The sequence below is a fragment of the Streptomyces umbrinus genome (genome assembly GCF_030817415.1).
GTDB lineage: Bacteria > Actinomycetota > Actinomycetes > Streptomycetales > Streptomycetaceae > Streptomyces > Streptomyces umbrinus_A.
In genome coordinates, this window is sequence record NZ_JAUSZI010000002.1 from 9,019,635 (window position 1) to 9,039,724 (window position 20,090).

Annotated in this window: 13 protein-coding genes and 2 pseudogenes; 10 read left to right on the forward strand and 5 right to left on the reverse strand. The window is 71.5% G+C overall.

Features of this window, described 5'->3' with window-relative positions; all coding sequences use genetic code 11:
- Window positions 1-43: 43 nt before the first annotated feature.
- Window positions 44-1,109 (forward strand): annotated as a pseudogene (locus QF035_RS39865) (FecCD family ABC transporter permease).
- Entirely contained in the window at window positions 1,106-2,041 is a 936-nt protein-coding gene (locus QF035_RS39870) for an ABC transporter ATP-binding protein (protein ID WP_307526060.1), read from the forward strand. The pseudogene QF035_RS39865 and the gene QF035_RS39870 overlap by 4 nt, the downstream one beginning before the upstream one ends.
- A 49-nt stretch (window positions 2,042-2,090) precedes the next feature.
- Here the strand turns inward: QF035_RS39870 and QF035_RS39875 are convergent, their stop codons facing one another.
- Window positions 2,091-2,438 (reverse strand): SCP2 sterol-binding domain-containing protein, encoded by a 348-nt coding sequence (locus tag QF035_RS39875; RefSeq protein WP_189840197.1) that lies wholly within the window; start codon window positions 2,436-2,438, stop codon window positions 2,091-2,093.
- 192 nt (window positions 2,439-2,630) lie between these two features.
- Here QF035_RS39875 and QF035_RS39880 point away from each other — a divergent pair, with 192 nt between their 5' ends.
- The 5 genes from QF035_RS39880 (at window position 2,631) to QF035_RS39900 (ending at window position 8,081) form a co-directional block, all read left to right on the forward strand.
- Complete coding sequence (locus QF035_RS39880) at window positions 2,631-2,942, forward strand: hypothetical protein (RefSeq protein ID WP_307531779.1); 312 nt, start codon at window positions 2,631-2,633, stop codon at window positions 2,940-2,942.
- Between the two features lie 7 nt (window positions 2,943-2,949).
- Entirely contained in the window at window positions 2,950-3,765 is an 816-nt protein-coding gene (locus tag QF035_RS39885) for a TlyA family RNA methyltransferase (protein WP_307526063.1), read from the forward strand.
- A complete protein-coding gene (locus QF035_RS39890) occupies window positions 3,762-4,667 on the forward strand; it encodes an NAD kinase (protein WP_055618637.1) in 906 nt (301 codons plus the stop codon). The genes QF035_RS39885 and QF035_RS39890 overlap by 4 nt, the downstream gene beginning before the upstream one ends.
- 243 nt (window positions 4,668-4,910) lie before the next feature.
- Window positions 4,911-6,653 carry a DNA repair protein RecN gene (recN, locus tag QF035_RS39895; protein ID WP_307526065.1) on the forward strand — a complete coding sequence of 581 codons (1,743 nt, stop codon included), beginning with the start codon at window positions 4,911-4,913 and terminating at the stop codon, window positions 6,651-6,653.
- A gap of 288 nt (window positions 6,654-6,941) precedes the next feature.
- Complete coding sequence (locus QF035_RS39900; RefSeq protein ID WP_307526068.1) at window positions 6,942-8,081, forward strand: glycosyltransferase family 4 protein; 1,140 nt, start codon at window positions 6,942-6,944, stop codon at window positions 8,079-8,081.
- Window positions 8,082-8,132: 51 nt separating this feature from the next.
- Here the strand turns inward: QF035_RS39900 and QF035_RS39905 are convergent.
- The 3 genes and pseudogenes from QF035_RS39905 to QF035_RS39915 form a co-directional block, all read right to left on the reverse strand.
- A pseudogene (locus tag QF035_RS39905) lies at window positions 8,133-9,780 on the reverse strand (PucR family transcriptional regulator).
- Between the two features lie 103 nt (window positions 9,781-9,883).
- Window positions 9,884-11,266: an FAD-binding oxidoreductase gene (locus tag QF035_RS39910; protein ID WP_307526070.1), complete on the reverse strand. Its 1,383-nt coding sequence runs from the start codon at window positions 11,264-11,266 to the stop codon at window positions 9,884-9,886.
- A gap of 141 nt (window positions 11,267-11,407) precedes the next feature.
- Window positions 11,408-13,210, reverse strand: coding sequence for a glycoside hydrolase family 15 protein (locus QF035_RS39915; protein ID WP_307526071.1), 1,803 nt, complete (start codon window positions 13,208-13,210; stop codon window positions 11,408-11,410).
- Between the two features lie 474 nt (window positions 13,211-13,684).
- On the opposite strand from QF035_RS39915, the gene QF035_RS39920 reads away from it, so the two are divergent.
- Window positions 13,685-15,352: a CTP synthase gene (locus QF035_RS39920; protein WP_307531781.1), complete on the forward strand. Its 1,668-nt coding sequence runs from the start codon at window positions 13,685-13,687 to the stop codon at window positions 15,350-15,352.
- A 97-nt stretch (window positions 15,353-15,449) separates the two neighbouring features.
- On the opposite strand, the gene QF035_RS39925 is transcribed toward QF035_RS39920, so the two are convergent.
- On the reverse strand, window positions 15,450-16,721 hold the full coding sequence (locus tag QF035_RS39925; RefSeq protein ID WP_307519984.1) for an IS110 family transposase: 1,272 nt from the start codon (window positions 16,719-16,721) through the stop codon (window positions 15,450-15,452).
- Between the two features lie 299 nt (window positions 16,722-17,020).
- On the opposite strand from QF035_RS39925, the gene QF035_RS39930 reads away from it, so the two are divergent.
- Together QF035_RS39930 and QF035_RS39935 are read left to right on the forward strand one after the other, a co-directional pair.
- Window positions 17,021-17,647, forward strand: coding sequence for an NUDIX domain-containing protein (locus tag QF035_RS39930; RefSeq protein ID WP_307526073.1), 627 nt, complete (start codon window positions 17,021-17,023; stop codon window positions 17,645-17,647).
- A gap of 230 nt (window positions 17,648-17,877) precedes the next feature.
- Window positions 17,878-19,968, forward strand: coding sequence for a tetratricopeptide repeat protein (locus QF035_RS39935; RefSeq protein WP_307526075.1), 2,091 nt, complete (start codon window positions 17,878-17,880; stop codon window positions 19,966-19,968).
- Window positions 19,969-20,090: the final 122 nt, after the last annotated feature.

Sequence of the window (20,090 nt, forward strand, 5' to 3'; positions counted from 1 at the left end):
ACACGAACAGGCAGGACACGAACAGGCCGGGCTCGATCAGGCGGTGCTTGACCAGGCAGGTCCCGTCCGGGCCTTCCGGGCTCGGACCGTTCGTACCGGCGGTGGGCTGTCGGTCCGCTTCGATGTCCGCGGGTTCACGGTCGTTGTGCTGCTGCTCGTGGCCGCGCTCGCCGCGAGTGTCGTGCTCATCGGCACCGGCGACTTCCCGATACCGGCCGCCGACGTTCTCAGGACGCTGCTCGGCAACGGTGACGCGGGCCAGGAGTTCATCGTCAACGAGCTGCGCCTGCCGCGGGTCCTGGTCGGGCTCCTGGTGGGGGCCTCGCTCGGGCTCGGCGGCGCGCTCTTCCAGACCATCTCCCGCAATCCGCTGGGCAGTCCGGACGTACTGGGCCTCGGTCAGGGCTCGACGGCCGGTGCGCTCGTGATGATCGTGCTGTTCTCGGGCAGTGCCACCCAGGTTGCCGTCGGGGCGCTCGTAGGCGGTCTGGTGACCGGGCTCGCCATCTATGTGCTCGCCTGGAAGCGGGGTGTGCACGGATACCGACTTGTCCTGGTCGGTATCGGTGTCTCCGCGATCGTCACGGCCGTCAACGGCTATCTGATCACCAAGGCCGACCTCGTCGACGCGGCCCGTGCCGTCGTCTGGATGACCGGCTCGCTCAACGGCCGTGACTGGGACCAGGTCTGGCCGCTGCTCGGCCTGTGCGCGGTCCTCGTACCGCTGGTCCTCGGCAACGCGCGCGGGCTGCGGATGCTGGAGATGGGCGACGACGTGGCGTACGCGCTCGGGGTGCGGGTCGAGCGGACGCGGCTGCTGCTGTTGGTGGCCGCCCGTGCTGCTCACCGCGGCCGCCACCGCCGCCGCGGGCCCGGTCGCCTTCGTCGCGCTCACCGCACCGCAGCTCGCGCGGCGCCTCACCCGCTCGCCGGGACCCAACCTGGTGCCCGCCATGTGCATGGGCGCCACCCTGCTGGTCGTTGCGGACTGGGCCTCGCAGCGGGCCTTCGGCGCCGACCAGTTGCCCGTCGGAGTCGTGACCGGAGTGCTCGGCGGCGTCTATCTGCTGTGGCTCCTGGTCACCGAGCGGAAGGCGGGGCGGATATGAACGCCGACCGTAAGACGAGTACGGCCGCCGCAGGCAAGACGAGCACGACGAACACGACGAGTACGGGCTCCGATGGCGGGCCGCGCACGAACACCCGAAGGAGCACTGTGAACCGCCTGTCCGCCGAGAACGTCACCCTCGCCTACGACCAGCGCGTCATCGCCGAGCAGTTGTCGGTCGAGATACCGGACAACTCGTTCACGGTGATCGTCGGCCCGAACGCCTGCGGCAAGTCCACGCTGCTGCGCGCCCTGTCCCGGATGCTGAAGCCGAGCCAGGGCCGGGTGCTGCTCGACGGGCAGGTCATCCAGTCGATGCCCGCCAAGAAGGTGGCCAGGACGCTCGGGCTGCTGCCGCAGTCGTCGATCGCGCCGGACGGGATCACCGTCGGCGACCTCGTGGGGCGCGGCCGTTATCCGCACCAGGGACTGCTGCGCCAGTGGTCGACCGAGGACGAGCGGATCGTGCGCGAGTCCATGACCTCGACCGGAGTCGCCGAACTGGCCGACCGGTACGTCGACGAGCTCTCCGGAGGTCAGCGCCAGCGCGTGTGGATCGCCATGGCGCTCGCCCAGCAGACCCCGTTGCTGCTGCTCGACGAGCCGACCACCTTTCTCGACATCCAGCACCAGATCGACGTGCTCGACCTGTGCGCGGAGCTCCACGAGGAGCAGGGCCGCACCCTGGTCGCCGTACTGCACGACCTCAACCACGCGGCCCGGTACGCCACCCACCTGATCGCCCTGCGCGAGGGCTCGGTGATCGCCGAGGGCGCCCCGGCCGACATCGTCACGGCCGAGCTGGTCGAGGAGGTCTTCGGGCTGCGCTGCCAGGTCATCGACGACCCGGAGACGGGTACGCCGCTGGTGGTGCCGGCGGCGCGGAAGGCACGTACGACCGCAGCCGCGCCCGTCGGTGTCGCGAAGAGCTAGTGCTCCCGCGGGATCGCCAAGGGCCGGCCGGGCAGGGCCAGGGGAGCCTTCAGAGGAGTTTTCTGAGCCGGAGCAGGTCGCGCAGGCCCGCTTCGAGCTTGACCCGGCCCGAGCCCCAGGCCTTCGCGAAGTTCAGCTCGCCGTCGACCATCGCGACCAGGTCGTCGCCGGTCATCGTGAGCCGGATCTCGGCCTTGTCTGGCGGGGGGCCCTGGAGCGTGTCGAGCACCTCGATCCGGCCGTCCTTGAGACGGCCTACGAAGGTGATGTCGAGGTCGGTGATACGGCAGCTCAGCGAGCGGTCCAACGCCGCCGCGCTGCGTACGTCGCCGTCCGCGCCCGCCATGTTGTCCGAGAGCTTGTCGAGTGCGCTGCGGCACTCCTCAATCGTGGCCATCGCGATCGACGGTACCCCAGCGCTTCGCGGTAGCGTCGGGTCATGAGCGACTCCATGACCGGCCCGGAGACGGGGGCTTTCGACACAGGACCCTTCGGCGCGGAGGCCCGTACTCCGGTCGAGCCCGTGCCCGTGCCCGAGCCCGTGCCCGAGCCGGTGCCGGTGCCGGTGCCGTCCGCGGGCCCCGAGGCCATGGCCGGGCCCGGGCCCGAAGGCGAGCCCGGACCTCAGGCCGAGGCCGGGCCTGCCGCGGAACCCGAGGACGACCCCGCCGCCCCCGCTCCCCTCCACGTGCCGCGTACGCCCACGGGCAACGCCGAGGTCGACGCCCAGCTCGACCGGTTGGCCGATGTGGACCACCTCGCCACGGACGGCCACGTGGAGGTGTACGAGGATGTGCACAGGGGGCTGCGCGACGCGCTCACCGCGCTGGACGCCCGCCCGGGACCTCCGGTGCCCCCTGCGCCGCACAGCAGCAACGACAGCAACAGCAACAGGAGCTGAACCGAACGTGGCAGGAGTGGCACGACGCCGCCTCGACGCCGAGCTGGTCCGACGTAAACTCGCCCGCTCGCGCGAGCACGCCGGACAGCTGATCGCCGCCGGGCGGGTCACCGTCGGCAAGACCCTCGCGACCAAATCCGCCACCCAGGTGGAGACCGCCGCCGCCATCCTGGTCACCCAGGACGACGACGATCCCGACTACGTCTCGCGCGGCGGCCACAAGCTCGCCGGGGCGCTGGAGGCCTTCGTACCGCTCGGCCTGGCGGTCGAGGGACGGCGGGCTCTGGACGCCGGTGCCTCGACCGGCGGGTTCACCGATGTGCTGCTGCGCGCGGGCGTCGCCCACGTCGTCGCCGTGGACGTCGGATACGGGCAGTTGGCCTGGTCTCTTCAGAGTGATGAACGCGTCACCGTCAAGGACCGTACGAACGTACGCGAGTTGACGTTGGAGGCGATCGATGGGGAGCCGGTGGATCTTGTTGTCGGTGACTTGTCCTTCATCCCGCTCGGCCTGGTGCTGCCCGCCCTTGTGCGGTGCGCGGCGCCCGGGGCCGACCTGGTGATGATGGTCAAGCCGCAGTTCGAGGTGGGCAGGGAACGGCTCGGGAGCGGCGGAGTCGTCCGCAGCCCCGAGCTACGGGCGGACGCCGTGCGCGGCGTGGCCCGGCAGGCGGGGGAACTGGGACTCGGGGTGAACGGCGTGACGGCCAGTCCGTTGCCCGGGCCCTCGGGGAATGTCGAGTACTTTCTGTGGCTGCGTGCCGGGGCACCCGCACTGGACCCGGCCGACGTTGACCGTGCAGTGGCGGAGGGGCCGCGTTGACACAGACCCGAGCTCGTACTGTTTTTCTGCTCGCCCACACCGGACGGCCCGCGGCCATCCGCAGTGCCGAGCTCGTCGTCGAGGGGCTGGTGCGTTCCGGTCTCGGTGTACGGGTCCTGGAGGCGGAGGCGGCCGATCTGCCGCTCCCGGAGAGTGTGGAGCTCGTCAAGGAGGCGACACCGGAGTGCCTCGACGGGTGTGAGCTGCTGATCGTCCTCGGCGGTGACGGGACGCTGCTGCGCGGCGCCGAGTTCGCCCGCGCCTCCGGGGTGCCCATGCTGGGCGTCAACCTCGGGCGTGTCGGCTTCCTCGCGGAGGCCGAGCGCGACGATCTCGACAAGGTCGTCGACCGGGTGGTGACGAAGGCGTACGAGGTCGAGGAGCGCATGACCGTCGACGTCGTCGTGCACAGCAACGGCGATGTCGTCCACACGGACTGGGCGCTCAACGAGGCCGCCGTGCAGAAGGCGGGGGCCGAGAAGCTCCTGGAGGTCGTGCTGGAGATCGACGGGCGGCCGGTGACCGGGTTCGGGTGCGACGGGATCGTCCTGTCGACGCCGACCGGGTCGACGGCGTACGCGTTCTCCGCGGGCGGTCCCGTGGTGTGGCCGGAGGTCGAGGCGCTGCTCATGGTGCCGATCAGCGCGCACGCCCTGTTCGCCAAGCCGCTGGTGACCTCGCCGAACTCGGTGCTGGCCGTGGAGGTCCTGCCGCACATCCCGCCGGGTGTGCTGTGGTGCGACGGCCGCCGCACGATCGAGCTGCCGCCCGGTGCGCGGGTGGAGGTCCGGCGTGGGGCCGTGCCGGTGCGGTTGGCGCGGTTGCACCATGCGTCGTTCACCGATCGGCTCGTCGCCAAGTTCGCGCTGCCGGTGGCGGGGTGGCGGGGCGCTCCCCACTGAGTGCTCCGCGGGGGCGGGGGGATGTGTTGTTGGTTTGGTGCGGGCCGGTGGGGGCTGGTCGCGCAGTTCCCCGCGCCCCTGAAAGACGGGGCTACGCCCCTGTCTTTCGTCTTTAGGGGGCGCGGGGAACTGCGCGAGCAACCCCCACGCGCCCGCAGTCGGGGGACGGGCAATTCGGTCAACCGCACCAGGGCGTTTGTGGAGGGACTGGGGCGGCGTCGCGCCGGGTGGGGGAAACCTCGTATGGTCATGTCCGTGTTGGAGGAGATGCGGATACGGTCGCTCGGAGTCATCGACGACGCGGTCGTCGAGCTGTCACCCGGCTTCACCGCCGTGACCGGTGAGACCGGCGCGGGCAAGACGATGGTGGTCACCAGCCTGGGCCTGCTGCTGGGCGGGCGCGCCGACCCGGCCCTCGTGCGGATCGGGGCCAAGAACGCGGTCGTGGAGGGGCGGATCTCCGTACCCGACGGAGCCTCGGCCGTCGTACGGGCCGAGGAGGCCGGCGCCGAGCTCGACGACGGCGTGCTGCTCATCAGCCGTACCGTTTCCGCCGAGGGGCGCTCGCGCGCGCACCTGGGCGGGCGTTCCGTGCCCGTGGGGCTGCTGGCCGAGCTCGCCGACGACCTGGTGGCCGTGCACGGCCAGACCGACCAGCAGGGGCTGCTCAAGCTGTCCCGCCAGCGACAGGCCCTCGACCGGTACGCGGGCGACGCCGTCGCCGTGCCGCTCGCCAAGTACGCGGGCGCCTACCGACGGCTGCGAGCCATCTCCAACGAGCTGGACGAAATCACCACGCGCGCGCGGGAACGCGCCCAGGAAGCCGACATGCTGCGCTTCGGGCTCGACGAGATCGCCGCGGTGGAGCCGCGCCCGGGCGAGGACGTCGAGCTGGCGGCCGAGGCCGAGCGGCTCGGACACGCGGAGGCGCTCGCGTCCGCCGCCACGGCCGCACACGCCGCCCTCGCGGGCAATCCCGAGGACCCGGAGGGCATCGACGCCACGACGCTCGTCGCGGGCGCACACCGGGCCCTGGAGGCCGTACGGTCCCACGACGCGGCGCTCGGCGCGCTGGCCGGCCGCATCGGGGAGATCGGGATCCTGCTGGGCGATGTGGCGGGGGAGCTGGCGGGATACGCCGACGATCTCGACGCGGACCCGCTGCGGCTCGCGGCGGTCGAGGAGCGGCGCGCCGCGCTCACCGCGCTGACCCGCAAGTACGGGGAGGATATTGGCGCGGTCCTGACCTGGGCGGAACAAGGGGTCGCGCGGCTCCTGGAGTTGGACGGCGACGACGACCGGCTCGGCGAACTGACGGCCGAGCGGGACGCGCTGCGGGCCGAACTGGGCGGGCTGGCACAGGCGTTGACGGACGCCCGTACGGAGGCCGCCGAGCGCTTCGCCGCCGCCGTGACCGCCGAACTCGCCTCGCTCGCCATGCCGCACGCGCGCGTGTCCTTCGAGATCCGGCAGAGCGAGGACCCGGAGGGCGTGGAGGTCGGCGGCCGTCCGGTCTCGTACGGACCCGCCGGGGTCGACGAGGTCGAACTCCTCCTCGCCCCGCACCCCGGGGCGCCGCCGCGGCCCATCGCCAAGGGCGCGTCCGGTGGTGAGCTGTCGCGCGTCATGCTCGCCGTCGAGGTCGTGTTCGCGGGTACGGATCCGGTGCCGACGTATCTCTTCGACGAGGTCGACGCGGGAGTGGGCGGCAAGGCCGCGGTCGAGATCGGGCGGCGGCTCGCCAAACTCGCCAAGAGCGCGCAGGTCGTCGTCGTCACCCATCTGCCCCAGGTGGCGGCCTTCGCCGACCGGCAGTTGCTGGTCGAGAAGACCAACGACGGGTCGGTCACGCGGTCCGGGGTGAAGGTCCTGGAGGGCGAGGAGCGGGTGCGGGAGCTGTCGCGGATGCTGGCCGGGCAGGAGGACTCGGAGACGGCCCGGGCGCACGCGGAGGAGTTGCTGGCGACGGCTCGGGCTGACAGGTAGTCGTTGACGGGTGGCCGTTGACGGGCAGTCGCTCGGAGGGCTGGGGCTGCGGGCTTTGTGCCGTTCCGCGGCGAGGCGCTGGTGCGACCCGCGGATCCCATCACTCATGTGAGTGACGGTTCGCCTCCCCGGCGCGCCACCCACCACCACCCCACCTCCTCGATGGTCCGCAACTCCCGCGAGCCCTGGCATCCTTGGAAGAGGACCCCGAGCGGTACACCCCCACCGCCCGTTCCTTCTGTACTTTTCTTCGTGACCGCCCGACGCCGAACCAGGAGCCCCGGCCACGTGATCCACGTGAGCAGCCACTCACCGCCCGGACAGTCGCCGCTGCGCACTGTCCAAGTGCTCGGCGGCGGCAGCGCGGGCAGCTGTGCCCATGTGCGGTCGCTGACGTCGGGGCTCGTCGCCCGGGGCGTGCGGGTCACCGTGTGCGCCCCGGCCGCGGCGGATCACACCTACGACTTCAGCGGCGTCGGCGCCGACCACGTGCACGTGCCGAGGCGGAACGACCCGACCTCCATGGCCGTGCTGCGGGCGGCCTGCGCGGACGCCGACCTGGTGCACGCGCACGGACTGCACTCCGCGCTGCGGGCCGCGCTCGCGCTCAGCGGACGGCGCGTCCCGCTCGTCGTCACCCTGCACTCCCGCCCGTACGCCGAGGGCGCGCGGGCGCATCTGCTGCGCCTCCTTGAGCGGCGCGTGGCCAGGGCCGCGTCCGTGGTCCTCGGATCCTCGTCCGACCTCGTGGACCGGGCCCGCAGCAGGGGCGCCAGGGACGCGCGGCTCGCCGCGGTCGCACTGCCCGCCCCGCGCCGGCCCCTCGCCGAGAGCGAGGACGCCGACCGGCTGCGCCCCAAGGCGCGCGCCGAACTCGGCGCGACCGACCGTCCGTTGCTGATGGCGGTCGGCTCCCTCGACCGGCACCGGGGGTACGACACGCTGCTGGACGCCACGCGCGCGTGGCGGCGGCTCGATCCCGTACCCCTGGTCGTGATCGCCGGGGAGGGGCCGCTGCGCGGTGAACTCCAGCGGCGCATCGTGAACGAGGGGCTGCCCGTGCGTCTCGTCGGCCCGCGTGACGACATCGGGGAGTTGCTGGCCGCAGCCGATCTCGCGCTGCTGCCCGGCAGCTGGGAATCGCGCTCGGTGCTCGCCCAGGAGGCCCTCCACGCGCGCGTGCCGCTCGTCGCGGCGGCCGCCGGAGGCATCCCCGAACTCGTCGGCGACGCGGCCGAACTCGTCCCGCACGGAGACTCCGAAGCGCTCGCCGAGGCCGTCGAGGCTCTTCTCGCCGACCCCGCCCGGCGCGAGCTCCTGAGGGACGAGGGCACGCTCCAGGTGGCCACTTGGCCGACCGAGGACGAGACGGTGGCCCAAGTCCTCAGCGTGTACGACGAACTGACCAAGCCGTTGCCGCTGCCGTGAGACGGCTGCCGTGAGACGGCTTTCGTAGGGCGGCATACGAGCGCGGCGGTTCTACGGGACGAGTCTGCGGGCCCGCAGCGCCAGGCTCAGGGCCAGTACCGTCTGCGGGTCGTCGAGGTCCGTTCCGAGCAACTCCCCGATCCTCGCGAGGCGGTTGTAGAGCGTCTGCCGGTTGAGGTGCAGCTCGCGCGCGGTCTCCGCCTTGCGGCCCGCGTGCGCCAGATACGTCTCCAGGGTGGGCAGCAGCGGTGGCTTTGGAGCGGTTGTCGTGGTCGCGGAGCGGGCCGATGGCGCGGTCCACGAAGGCGGCCAGGTCCCGGTGGTCCCGCAGCCGCCACAGCAGCAGGTCGATGTCCAGGCGGCGGGCGTCGTACCAGGGGCGGTCGGACAGCCCCTGGGCCGCCGTGGCCGTCTCGGCCGCGTGCCGCAGGCTCGCCGACGCGGCCGCCCAGCCGCCCGCCACGCCGACCACCACGACCGGCGGCTGCGCCCCCGGACGCTGCATGCCCGCCCGCTCCACACCGGCCCGCAGCGCCGCCGCGACCCGGTCCGCGACGGTCGCCCGCTCGGACTCCGTGCGCAGGCCCAGCAGCAGCGGTACGCGGCCCTCGACGGGACGTACGCCCAGCAGTACCGGCACCCCCACCGAGGCCAGCTCCTCGGCGACCGCGCGCGCCAGGACGGCCCAGCCCCCGCCGGGAGGCAGTCCGTCGGCGAGCCTCATCACCACCGGGAGCAGCGGTCCGGGACCGGGCTTGAAGCCGAGCACGCGGGCCTGCGCGGGCGCGTCCTCGGCGGCGATACGGCCCTCGGCGAGGTCGGTGAGGAAGTCGCCGCGGCCGCGCGCCGCCAGCTCCTCCTCCTGACGGGCCTGCATCAGGACCACGGCGAGGATCCCCGCGGCCCGTTCCGCCGCGATGCGGTGCACGGGTGCGAGCGGGGCGTTGGGGGCGTTCACGGGCAGGAGGACGAGCCGGGCCCTGACCGAACCGGTGCCGGGGCCGCCGCCCGGCACGTCCACGAGGACCGACCCGGTCGGCGGGTCGTCCTGGTGCTGGCCGCGCAGCCCCTCCCAGACCTGGAGCGGGTCGGCGTTCGCGGGCCCGGTCCCGGCGGCGTACAGGAGCTGTCCGTCCGGGGTCTCAAGGAAGACCGGGTTGCCGCTGAAGTCCGCCAGGATGCCGAGGACCTGGGGGATGCCGCCCCCGCCGAGCAGGGCCTGGGTGCAGCGCCGGTGCACCTCCTCGGCCTGCTGGAGCAGTGCGTAGTGGCCGTTGACGATCTCGGTGTGGATCTCCTCGGTGACCGTCACGAACGGCACCTCACGGTGCAGTTGGACCAGCGGCAGACCGGCCGTACGGGCCGTCTCCACGAGGGCTGCGGGCAGCCGGGTGAAGCGCGGCCCCAGTTCCACGACGAGGGCCGCGATGCCGCGCTCGGCCAGGGTGCGGACGAAGGCGCGCTGGTCGGCGGGGCGGGTGCCGAGCCCGTACCCCGTGGTCAGGAGCAGTTCGCCGCCCTTCAGGAGCGACGCGATGTTCGGGACCTCGCCCGCGTGCACCCAGCGCACGGTGCGGCCCAGCCGGTCGGCGCCCGCGAGGATCTCCGGCAGGCCGCCGCGCAGCCCGGGCAGTTCCAGGGCCCGCTGCACGGTGATCCCGCCACCGTGTGTGTCCGGCGTGTCGATACGGCTGTCCATGACGCGGACGCTATCTCGTACCGCGTCCCGTAAGGGGCACGGGGAACTGCGCGACCAGCCCCCACCGGCCTGCGGGTTTATCACTGCGTCTCCAGCGGAGCGCTTACGCGGGCGCGATGTTGTGGTTGAAGCGGAACACGTTGTCCGGGTCGTAGTGGGCCTTCACCGCCGCGAGCCGCCGGGTGTTCTCGGCGCCCAGGCCCGCCTCCACCCGGTCCTCACCCTCGTCGCCGATGAAGTTGAGGTACACCGCTCCGGTGCTCCACGGGCGGACGTCGGCGCGCACGTCCCGTACCCACTGCACGCAGCGCTCGTCGTCCGCGGGGTCCTCCCAGATGCCGAAGGGGTGCACGGCCCAGGGCGAGTCCCGGTACGGCACCGGGTACGCGCGGGGGCCGTCGGCGACCGCGCCGCCCAGCGGGAACAGCACGTGCTGGGTTCCGGTGGGCACCGGCATCGTGTCCGCGCGGGCGCAGAAGACGTCCACGAGCCCGTCGGGCGCGCCCGTCAGGTACTCCGCAGACCAGTAGTTCCGCATCCCCGGCGGATCGTCGATCATGCACTGGAGGTCCGCGTACGGGATCGCCGTGACCATCTCCACCTCGTGCGGCAGCGCCAGCAGGGGCTGGGCGGTCTTGCGCAGGTCCTCCTCGCTGCCCGCGTACGTCACGAGGGCCCCGCACAGCAGCGTGCCGACCAGGTGCTCGGGGACGAACTCCTCGGGCGGTCCCGTCATGTAGATCACGCCGCCGGCCGCCTCCACAGGTCCGGTCTCCATGATCTCGCGGAAGACGCGGGCCACCTCGGGACCGGACTCCGGGCGGTACAGCAGCATGGCCATCGCGAACTCGGGCAGTTCGTGCAGTCTCAGGGTCAGCGCGGTCGCGACGCCGAAGTTCCCGCCGCCGCCGTGCAGGGCCCAGAACAGCTCGGGGTTCTCCTCGGCGCTCGCGTGAACCGCCGAGCCGTCCACGGTCACCAGGTCGACGCCGAGCAGGTTGTCGATCGCGAGCCCGAACTTCCGCTCCAGCCAGCCGCTTCCGCCGCCCAGCACGAAGCCGCCGACCCCGGTCGTCGAGGCGCGGCCCCCGGTGGTCGCCAGGTGGTACGGCTCGGTGGCGCGGTCCATGTGGCTCATCGTCGCGCCGCCCCCGACGCGTACCGCCGCCGCTCCGGGATGGACCGTCACCTCGTGCATCCGGCGCAGGTCGACGACCAGACCGCCGTCGTTCAGGGCCATGCCCGCCACGCTGTGGCCGCCGCCGCGGACCGCGATCTTCAGATCCAGGTCCCGGGCGAACCGCACCGAACGGCCGACGTCGGCCTCGTTCGCGCACTGCGCGATCACGGCCGGCCGCCGGTCGATCATCGCGTTGAAGACCGCCCGGGCCTCGTCGTACCCCGGATCGTCGGGGGTGAGCACGTCACCGACGAGATCCTCGCGGAGTGCGGCGAGCGCCGCGCCCGCCTTCGAGAGGGAAGCCATGGCCGCCCCCCTTCCAGAGCAGGGGCATGTACGTCCTCCAGCCTAGGCGGGCACGGCGCATCGGTCGCGCCGAGCCCGCTGGTCAGCCGGAGTGCGGCGGCCCCGGGCAGGCCCCGTACTCGTGTCAGCCCCGCACCCGGGTCAGCCCCCGTACGCCCCGGAGGCCGTCAGCCGCAGTGCCGTGTCGATCAGCGGCACGTGGCTGAACGCCTGCGGGAAGTTGCCGACCTGGCGCTTCAGGACCGGGTCCCACTCCTCCGCGAGGAGACCGAGGTCGTTGCGCAGGGCCAGCAGCTTCTCGAAGAGCTTGCGGGCCTCGTCCACGCGGCCGATCATCGCGAGGTCGTCCGCCATCCAGAACGAACAGGCCAGGAACGCGCCCTCGTCGCCCTCCAGACCGTCCACGCCCGCGTCCTCACCGGAGGTCGGGTAGCGCAGGATGAAGCCGTCCGACGTGGACAGTTCGCGCTGGATGGCCTCGATCGTGCCGATCACGCGCTTGTCGTCCGGCGGCAGGAAGCCCATCTGCGGGATCAGCAGCAGCGAGGCGTCCAGCTCCTTCGAGCCGTACGACTGCGTGAAGGTGTTGCGCTCCTTGTCGTAACCCTTCTCACACACGTCCCGGTGGATGTCGTCGCGCAGTTCCCGCCACTTCTCCAGCGGGCCGTCCGCGTCGCCGGACTCGATGAGCTTGATCGTCCGGTCGACGGCGACCCAGGCCATCACCTTCGAGTGAACGAAGTGGCGGCGCGGGCCGCGCACCTCCCAGATGCCCTCGTCCGGCTCGTCCCAGTGGTCCTCCAGGTAGCGGATCAGCTTGAGCTGGAGGAGCGAGGCGTAGTCGTTGCGGGCCAGACCCGTCATGTGGGCCAGGTGCAGAGCCTCCGTCACCTCGCCGTACACATCGAGCTGGAGCTGGTGCGCGGCGCCGTTCCCGACGCGGACGGGACCGGAGTTCTCGTACCCGGGAAGCCAGTCGAGCTCCGCCTCGCCCAACTCCCGCTCGCCCGCGATGCCGTACATGATCTGCAGGTTCTCCGGGTCGCCGGCGACCGCGCGCAGCAGCCACTCGCGCCAGGCGCGCGCCTCCTCGCGATAGCCCGTGCGCAGCAACGAGGACAGGGTGATCGCCGCGTCACGCAGCCACGTGTAGCGGTAGTCCCAGTTGCGGACACCGCCGATCTCCTCCGGCAGGGAGGTGGTGGGCGCGGCGACGATGCCGCCCGTCGGCCCGTACGTCAGCGCCTTCAGCGTGATCAGCGAGCGGACCACTGCCTCGCGGTACGGCCCGTGGTACGTGCACTGCTCCACCCACTCGCGCCAGAACTCCTCGGTGGCCTCCAAGGACTGCTCAGGCTCCGGCAGCGCGGGCGGCTGCTTGTGCGAGGGCTCCCAGGAGATCGTGAACGCGATCCGGTCACCCGGCGCGACCGTGAAGTCCGAGTACGTCGTCAGGGCCTTGCCGTAGGTCTCGCACTCTGTGTCGAACCACACGGAGTCGGGCCCGGCGACAGCCACCGTCCGCCCCTCGTGCTTGTGCACCCAGGGCACCACACGTCCGTACGAGAAACGCATCCGCAGCGCGGAGCGCATCGGGACGCGTCCGGTGACGCCCTCGACGATCCGGATCAGCTGCGGCGCGCCGTCACGCGGAGGCATGAAATCCGTCACTCGGACCGTGCCGCGTGACGTGTCCCACTCGGATTCCAGGATCAGCGAGTCGCCGCGATAGCGACGGCGGACCGCGGTCGGCGGTTCGGCGTCGGCCGCGTGCGCCGGACCGAGCCGCCAGAATCCATGTTCCTCCGTGCCGAGAAGTCCTGCGAAGACGGCGTGGGAGTCGAAGCGGGGGAGGCACAGCCAGTCCACCGTGCCGTCCCTGCAGACCAGCGCGGCTGTCTGCATGTCTCCGATTAGTGCGTAGTCTTCGATGCGCCCGGCCACGTGCAACTCCAGTCGAACGGCCACGTCGCCCCCAGGGGGCGGTCGCTCTTTGCGGTCAAGGGAACGTATGTAAATCGTCGTCGCGCGACGTCAATTGTCGTGGTGATGTCGTAGCGAAACGAACTGACGAGCTCTCGAAGTTCCGGGCGACGGGCGTGGGTGGTGCCGTTTGCCGGCCTGACTCGGCAGCGATCGTCCGAGCAGGATACGACGCACGCTGATGATCCGCGCGCCGCTCCCGACAACCCGTCTGAGCCGAACGAGTGAGCACGAGTGTGGTCCGTGTCGACCCGTGTGCAGAGCGTGGCCGGAAGCAGCCTCGTCCCGTCGCTGATACCCTGGTAGCCCGTGGACCGGTGGGCGCCCCGGCAGGAAAAAGGGACCCCCGAACCGCAGCGACGGCACCTCCGGAACCTCCGGGTCGGGCAGCCGTACCGCACCAGACACCGCGACCACGGGAGCCCCCTCTTGGCCATGCCGCCCGCTGCTTTTCGAAACAGCACAGCCACGACGACCAAGCACATCTTCGTCACCGGGGGTGTCGCCTCCTCCCTCGGCAAGGGCCTGACCGCCTCCAGCCTGGGCGCGCTGCTCAAGGCGCGGGGTCTGCGCGTCACCATGCAGAAGCTCGACCCGTACCTGAACGTCGACCCGGGCACCATGAACCCGTTCCAGCACGGTGAGGTGTTCGTCACCAACGACGGCGCCGAGACCGACCTGGACATCGGCCACTACGAGCGCTTCCTCGACGTCGACCTGGACGGCTCCGCCAACGTCACCACCGGGCAGGTCTACTCGACGGTCATCGCCAAGGAGCGGCGCGGCGAGTACCTCGGCGACACCGTGCAGGTCATCCCGCACATCACCAACGAGATCAAGCACCGCATCCGGCGCATGGCCACCGAGGACGTCGACGTCGTCATCACCGAGGTCGGCGGCACGGTCGGCGACATCGAGTCGCAGCCGTTCCTGGAGACCGTCCGTCAGGTCCGTCACGAGGTCGGTCGAGACAATGTGTTCGTCGTCCACATCTCGCTCCTTCCGTACATCGGCCCCTCCGGGGAGCTGAAGACGAAGCCGACCCAGCATTCGGTTGCGGCTCTGCGCAGCATCGGTATCCAGCCAGACGCGATCGTGCTGCGCGCCGACCGCGAGGTGCCCACCGCGATCAAGCGCAAGATCTCCCTGATGTGCGACGTCGACGAGGCGGCCGTGGTCGCGGCCATCGACGCCAAGTCCATCTACGACATCCCGAAGGTCCTGCACACCGAGGGCCTCGACGCCTACGTCGTCCGCAAGCTGGACCTCCCGTTCCGTGACGTGGACTGGACGACCTGGGACGACCTGCTGGACCGCGTCCACCGCCCGGTCCACGAGATCAACATGGCGCTCGTCGGCAAGTACATCGACCTGCCCGACGCCTACCTTTCGGTCACCGAGGCCCTGCGCGCGGGCGGTTTCGCCAACAAGGCCCGCGTGAAGATCAAGTGGGTCACCTCGGACGACTGCAAGACCCCGGCGGGTGCCGCGAAGCAGCTCGGCGACGTGGACGCGATCTGCATCCCCGGCGGCTTCGGCGACCGCGGTGTGTCCGGCAAGGTCGGCGCCATCCAGTACGCCCGCGAGAACAAGATCCCACTGCTCGGTCTCTGCCTGGGCCTGCAGTGCATCGTGATCGAGGCCGCGCGCAACCTCGCCGACATCCCGGACGCCAACTCCACCGAGTTCGACTCCGCCACCGGTCACCCGGTCATCTCCACCATGGCCGAGCAGCTCGACATCGTCGCGGGCGAAGGCGACATGGGCGGCACGATGCGCCTGGGCATGTACCCCGCCAAGCTCGCCGAGGGCTCGATCGTGCGCGAGGTGTACGACGGCAAGGAGTACGTCGAGGAGCGCCACCGCCACCGCTACGAGGTGAACAACTCCTACCGTGCCGAGCTGGAGAAGAAGGCCGGCCTGCAGTTCTCCGGGACGTCCCCGGACGGCAAGCTCGTGGAGTACGTGGAGTACCCGCGGGACGTCCACCCTTACCTGGTCGCGACGCAGGCACACCCCGAGCTGCGCTCGCGTCCGACCCGGCCGCACCCGCTCTTCGCGGGCCTGGTCAAGGCCGCTGTGGAGCGCAAGACGGCCAAGTAGCACGCGGGTTGTACGGTTGCCGGGGTGCGCGTCCTTCGAGACGAGTGCCCCGGTTTTCGTAGGGCCTCTGACACGAAAAGTTGAGTGAGTGTGCTGGTCAGGCCGTTGCTGCGATGGGCTCGAAGCGGACGGTGAGGCCGAGGCGGTTGGCTTCCTTGGTCATGCGACGCATGGCGCGTTCAGGGTCGCGGCGGGTGAAGTAGTCGGCGCCGAGGTCCTGGTAGCGGGTCTTGTGGCGGAGGATGTGCCAGATCGCGACGGCGAGTTTGCGCATCACCGCGACCAGGGCCCGCTGTCGTCCGCGGCGGGCGGCGATGCGCCGGTAGTAGGCGCTGAGATAGCAGTCCTTGTTCCGGGTCACCGACATCGCGGCGATGCCCAACAGCCGTTTCAGGTTGCTGTTGCCGTTGCGGGTACGGGCGGATTTGGTGACGCCGGCGGATTCGTTCATGCCCGGGCAGACCCCGATCCAGGAGGCGAGATGGCCGGCGGTGGCGAACTGGGTCATGTCCCCACCGGTCTCAGCGATGATGATCTCAGCCGCCGCGGGGCCGATGCCGGGGATGGTGTCCAGGTTCTCGATGTCCTTGTTGTGCTCCAGGCGGGTCAGCAGCGCGGTGATCCGCTGGTCCAGCTGGTCGGCCGTGGCGGTGAGGTGGTCGATCTCGTCGAGGTAGTGCCGGCACATGAACGCGTGGTGCTCGGTGAACGTGCCGTCCAGTGCCTCAACCAGGGCCGGGATCTTGCTGCGGGCCCGCCGGATGGCCAGGTCGGCCAGCGCCTGGGGGTCACGCTCGCCGCCGATCAGTGCGTTGATGATGGCGCGTCCGCTGGCCCCGGTGATGTCGCTGAGCACCGAGGACAGCTTCATGCCGGTGTCCTCGAGTTCCTTCTCCAGCCGCTGGGCCTCCTGCCCGCGTGCCGTGATGAGCTGCGTGCGGCGGCGGGTCAGGTCCCGCAGTTCGCGGATCTCCCGCTCGGGCACGAAGGAGCCCATCACCATGCCCGAGGCGCCCGCCCGGGCCAGGAACGCGGCGTCGCTGGGGTCGCTCTTGCGCCCCCGAATGCCCTTGAGGTGGGCCGGGTTGACCAGCATCAGGTTCAGATGCGGCTGCAAGGTGTAGTAGAGGTGGCGCCAGTAGTCCGAGGTGGCCTCGAGCACCACCACCTCGACCCGGCGCTCGAGTAGCCAGGCCAGCAGACGCCGGATCTCGGCCGGGGTGGTGGCGAACCGCTCGGTCTCCAGCGTCCAGGTTCCCGGCCGCTTCAAGCACGGCGTGCGTACGCACGCCAGCAGGAACCGCTTGCCCAGATCCAGCCCCGCCGCCCGCAGATAGAGGACCTCGTCCTTCACGTCCTGTCTGGCCATCGCCGTGTCCCTCCCGCACGCGTGCCGATCGAACGGGCGCCCGGAGGGATCCGGGAAGTCGCTGAGTCTGACACACGCGCTGCCGGTCACCGTGGTGGCCGTGGCGCAAACCGAAGTCCGCTAGCGGATCCCCATCGCCATCCTGTTGGGCGAGCTGACCGGCATCACAGAGTCTTCGGCTTACCGGGCGCCCACCCCGATTTTCCCCCCACCGAGGAGGCCAGCGCAGCCGGCCTGGCGAACCTGTTGGGCGTATTTCCGTTGGGCGCAGATTCGTGCGTGTGGGAGGACAAGTCGACATGACCATCAAGGACACCGCCGAGGAGTGGGAGGTCAGGGCGACCGAGACCCCGTTCGTGGGCAACAAGACCTCCGTGCGCACCGACGACGTGGTCATGCCCGACGGATCGGTCGTCCGCCGCGACTACCAGGTCCACCCGGGTTCGGTGGCCGTCCTCGCCCTCGACGACCAGGGGCGCGTGCTGGTCATCCGCCAGTACCGGCACCCCGTGCGCCACAAGCTCTGGGAGATCCCGGCCGGCCTGCTCGACATCCCGGGTGAGAACCCGCTGCACGCCGCCCAGCGCGAGCTCTACGAAGAGGCCCACGTGAAGGCCGAGGACTGGCGCGTGCTCACCGACGTGTTCACCACGCCCGGCGGCTGCGACGAGGCCGTGCGCATCTTCCTCGCCCGCGATCTCTCCGAGGCCGAGGGGCAGCGCTTCGAGGTCGAGGACGAGGAGGCCGACATGGAGCTCTCCCGCGTCCCGGTCGACGAGCTCGTACGGGGCGTCCTCACCGGGGAGCTGCACAACAACTGCCTGGTCGTGGGCGTGCTTTCGCTGATCGCGGCGCAGCAGGGCGACGGCCTGGACGCCCTGCGCCCGGCCGAGGCGCCGTGGCCCGCACGCCCCTTCGAGGCGTGATCCACTCCGGCACCCGTTCCGGAAGCCGTTCCCGAACACACTGCTGAGCCCGTCCCCGAATCCACTCGGGCCCCTGCGTCCGCCCCGCCGGTGTGACGATCGCCTGATCCGATCGGGGGACGTGCCCGCCGCGCTCCGCACAGATCGTCGCAGAGCGTGAACTAGGCTCTGGAAACGCCCCGACCGGAGTCCCGGCGGGCTTGCGCGTGCAGTGGGACGGGAGTGTGCCCGTGACGGATCAGGCGGTGGACGCCGGCGACACGGCGGTGTCGGAGGAAGCGCAGCGCCCCGCTGCCGAGCCTGCCCCCACGGAGAGTCAGTTCCTCGGCCGCACAAGAGAGTTGAAGGAACTGCGCGCCGACATCGAGCGGGCCGGTCTGGACACCCTCGCGGGCCGGAAAGCACCACGCGCGCGCGTGCTGCTCATCGCGGGCAAGCCCGGATCGGGCAGGACCGCGCTCGCCGAGGAACTCGTACGGCAGGTCGCGGACAGTTACCCGGACGGTGTCCTGAGGGCCCGGCTCACCGAGCCCGACGGCACGCCCGTGGCGACCGAACGAACCGCCCGTGACCTGCTCACCGCCCTCGAACTGACCGCCCCCGCAGGGGCCGGCGAGGACGAGCTCGCCGAGCGGCTGCGCGAGGGGCTCGCCACTCGCCGTGTACTGCTCCTGCTGGACGACGCGGCGGACGCCGAGCAGGTCGACGTGCTCCTCCCGGAGACCCCCGACTGCCTCGTCGTCGCCGTCTCCGGCGGGCCCCTGACCGGGATCTCCGACGTCCGGCCCTGCACCCTCGGCGGCCTCGACACCAAGTCAGCCCTCGAACTTCTCGACCGGTACACCGGCTCGGTACGCATCACCGTCGACCCGCTGGCGGCCGAAGGACTCGTGCAGATCTGCGCGTCCCAGCCCGCCGCGCTCGTCCTCGCCGGCGCCTGGCTGGCCCACCGGCCCAAGGCGGCCGTGGCCGACCTGGCCAAGCAACTGCGCACCGAGGGTGACGAAGGCCGTCTTCTCGACGTCCTCGAACGCGTCTTCCGCCTTTCGTACGCGGCCCTGCCCTCGGCCGCCGCGCGGATACTGCGACTGCTCTCGCTCGCCCCCGCGGGCCTCGTGGACCCGCACACCGCGTCCGCGCTGGCCGGCTGCTCGGTCGGCGCCGCCCGCACCACCCTGGACGACTTCACCAAGCTCGGCCTCGTCCGGTCCGTCGAGTCGCCCCTGCCGCAGTACGAGGTGCCGGGCTGTCTGCTGCCGCTGCTGCGCACGCTCACCGAGACCCAGGACCGCCCGGCCGAACTCCAGCTGGCACGCGCCCGGATGCTGGAGCGGACCGTACGGCTGCTGGTGTCCTGCCGCGCGATCACCGAGACCGACAGCTCCCCGGCCCGCGAGAAGCTCGCCGGGATGCCCCGCGCGCTGCGCTTCCCGAACCCCCGCGCGGCCGCCGACTGGCTGCGCATCCGGCAGCCCGCGCTGCTCGCCGCGGCCCGGCTGGCGGTCGCCGACGGAGAGCTGGACACACTGGCCCGCCGCCTCATGGCCGCGCTGGTCAGAGCGATGGTCGCGCACTTCGGTACGCAGGCGGCGGCGCCCGAGCTGTACGGCATCCACCGGCTCGTCCTGGACGTGGCGGAGCGCCGGGACCTGCCCCGCGAGAAGGCCGCCGCGCTGCTGAACCTCGCCGACCTGGACGCCCAGACCGGCCGTACGAGGAATGCGCTGGCCCGCTACCGGGCCGCTCTGGACGCCGGACGCGAGGCGAACGACCCGTACGCGACCGGCCGCGCGATGGAATCCGTAGGCGGCGCGCACCAGGAGCTGGGGGACCACGACCGGGCCGCCGACTGGTTCGGGCGCGCCCTCGCCCAGCGGCTCGCGCGCGACGAGCGCGAGGACGTGGCCCGGCTGCACGGACGCATCGCCACCGCGCACACGTACGCGGGCCGCTACGGCGAGGCGCTGCGCAACTGGCGCTCGGCGATCACCGGCTACCGCAAGAGCGGCGATGTGGCCGGTCAGGCAAGGGCGTTGAGCGAGATGGGACGGGTGCAGGAGTACGCGGGCCGGCCCGAGGAATCCCTCGCCACCTGCCTGGAGGCGGTCGAGTGGGCGCGTCGCGCCGAGGACACCCGGCTGCAGGCCGCGCTGCACCTCCGGCTCGCCGACACGCTGGACCGGCTGGGAGACCCCGCGGCCGCCGGGCTGCACCGCGGAGCGGCCGAGCGCATGCTGGGTGACGAGCTCCCAGAGGACGCTTCAGCCAGGGAACACGACGCTAACGCCTGCGAAATCCGTAGTACATCCGAAGAAGATTGATGCATTGAAAGGCTAGACAGAGGGAATCCCTTCATTAGACTGGCTCCGCCGCGTCTTTTCGTGGTGTCTCCCGGTGTGCTCCCGTGCGTGCCGGTATGTCGGGCCATGTCCTGGCATGCGTG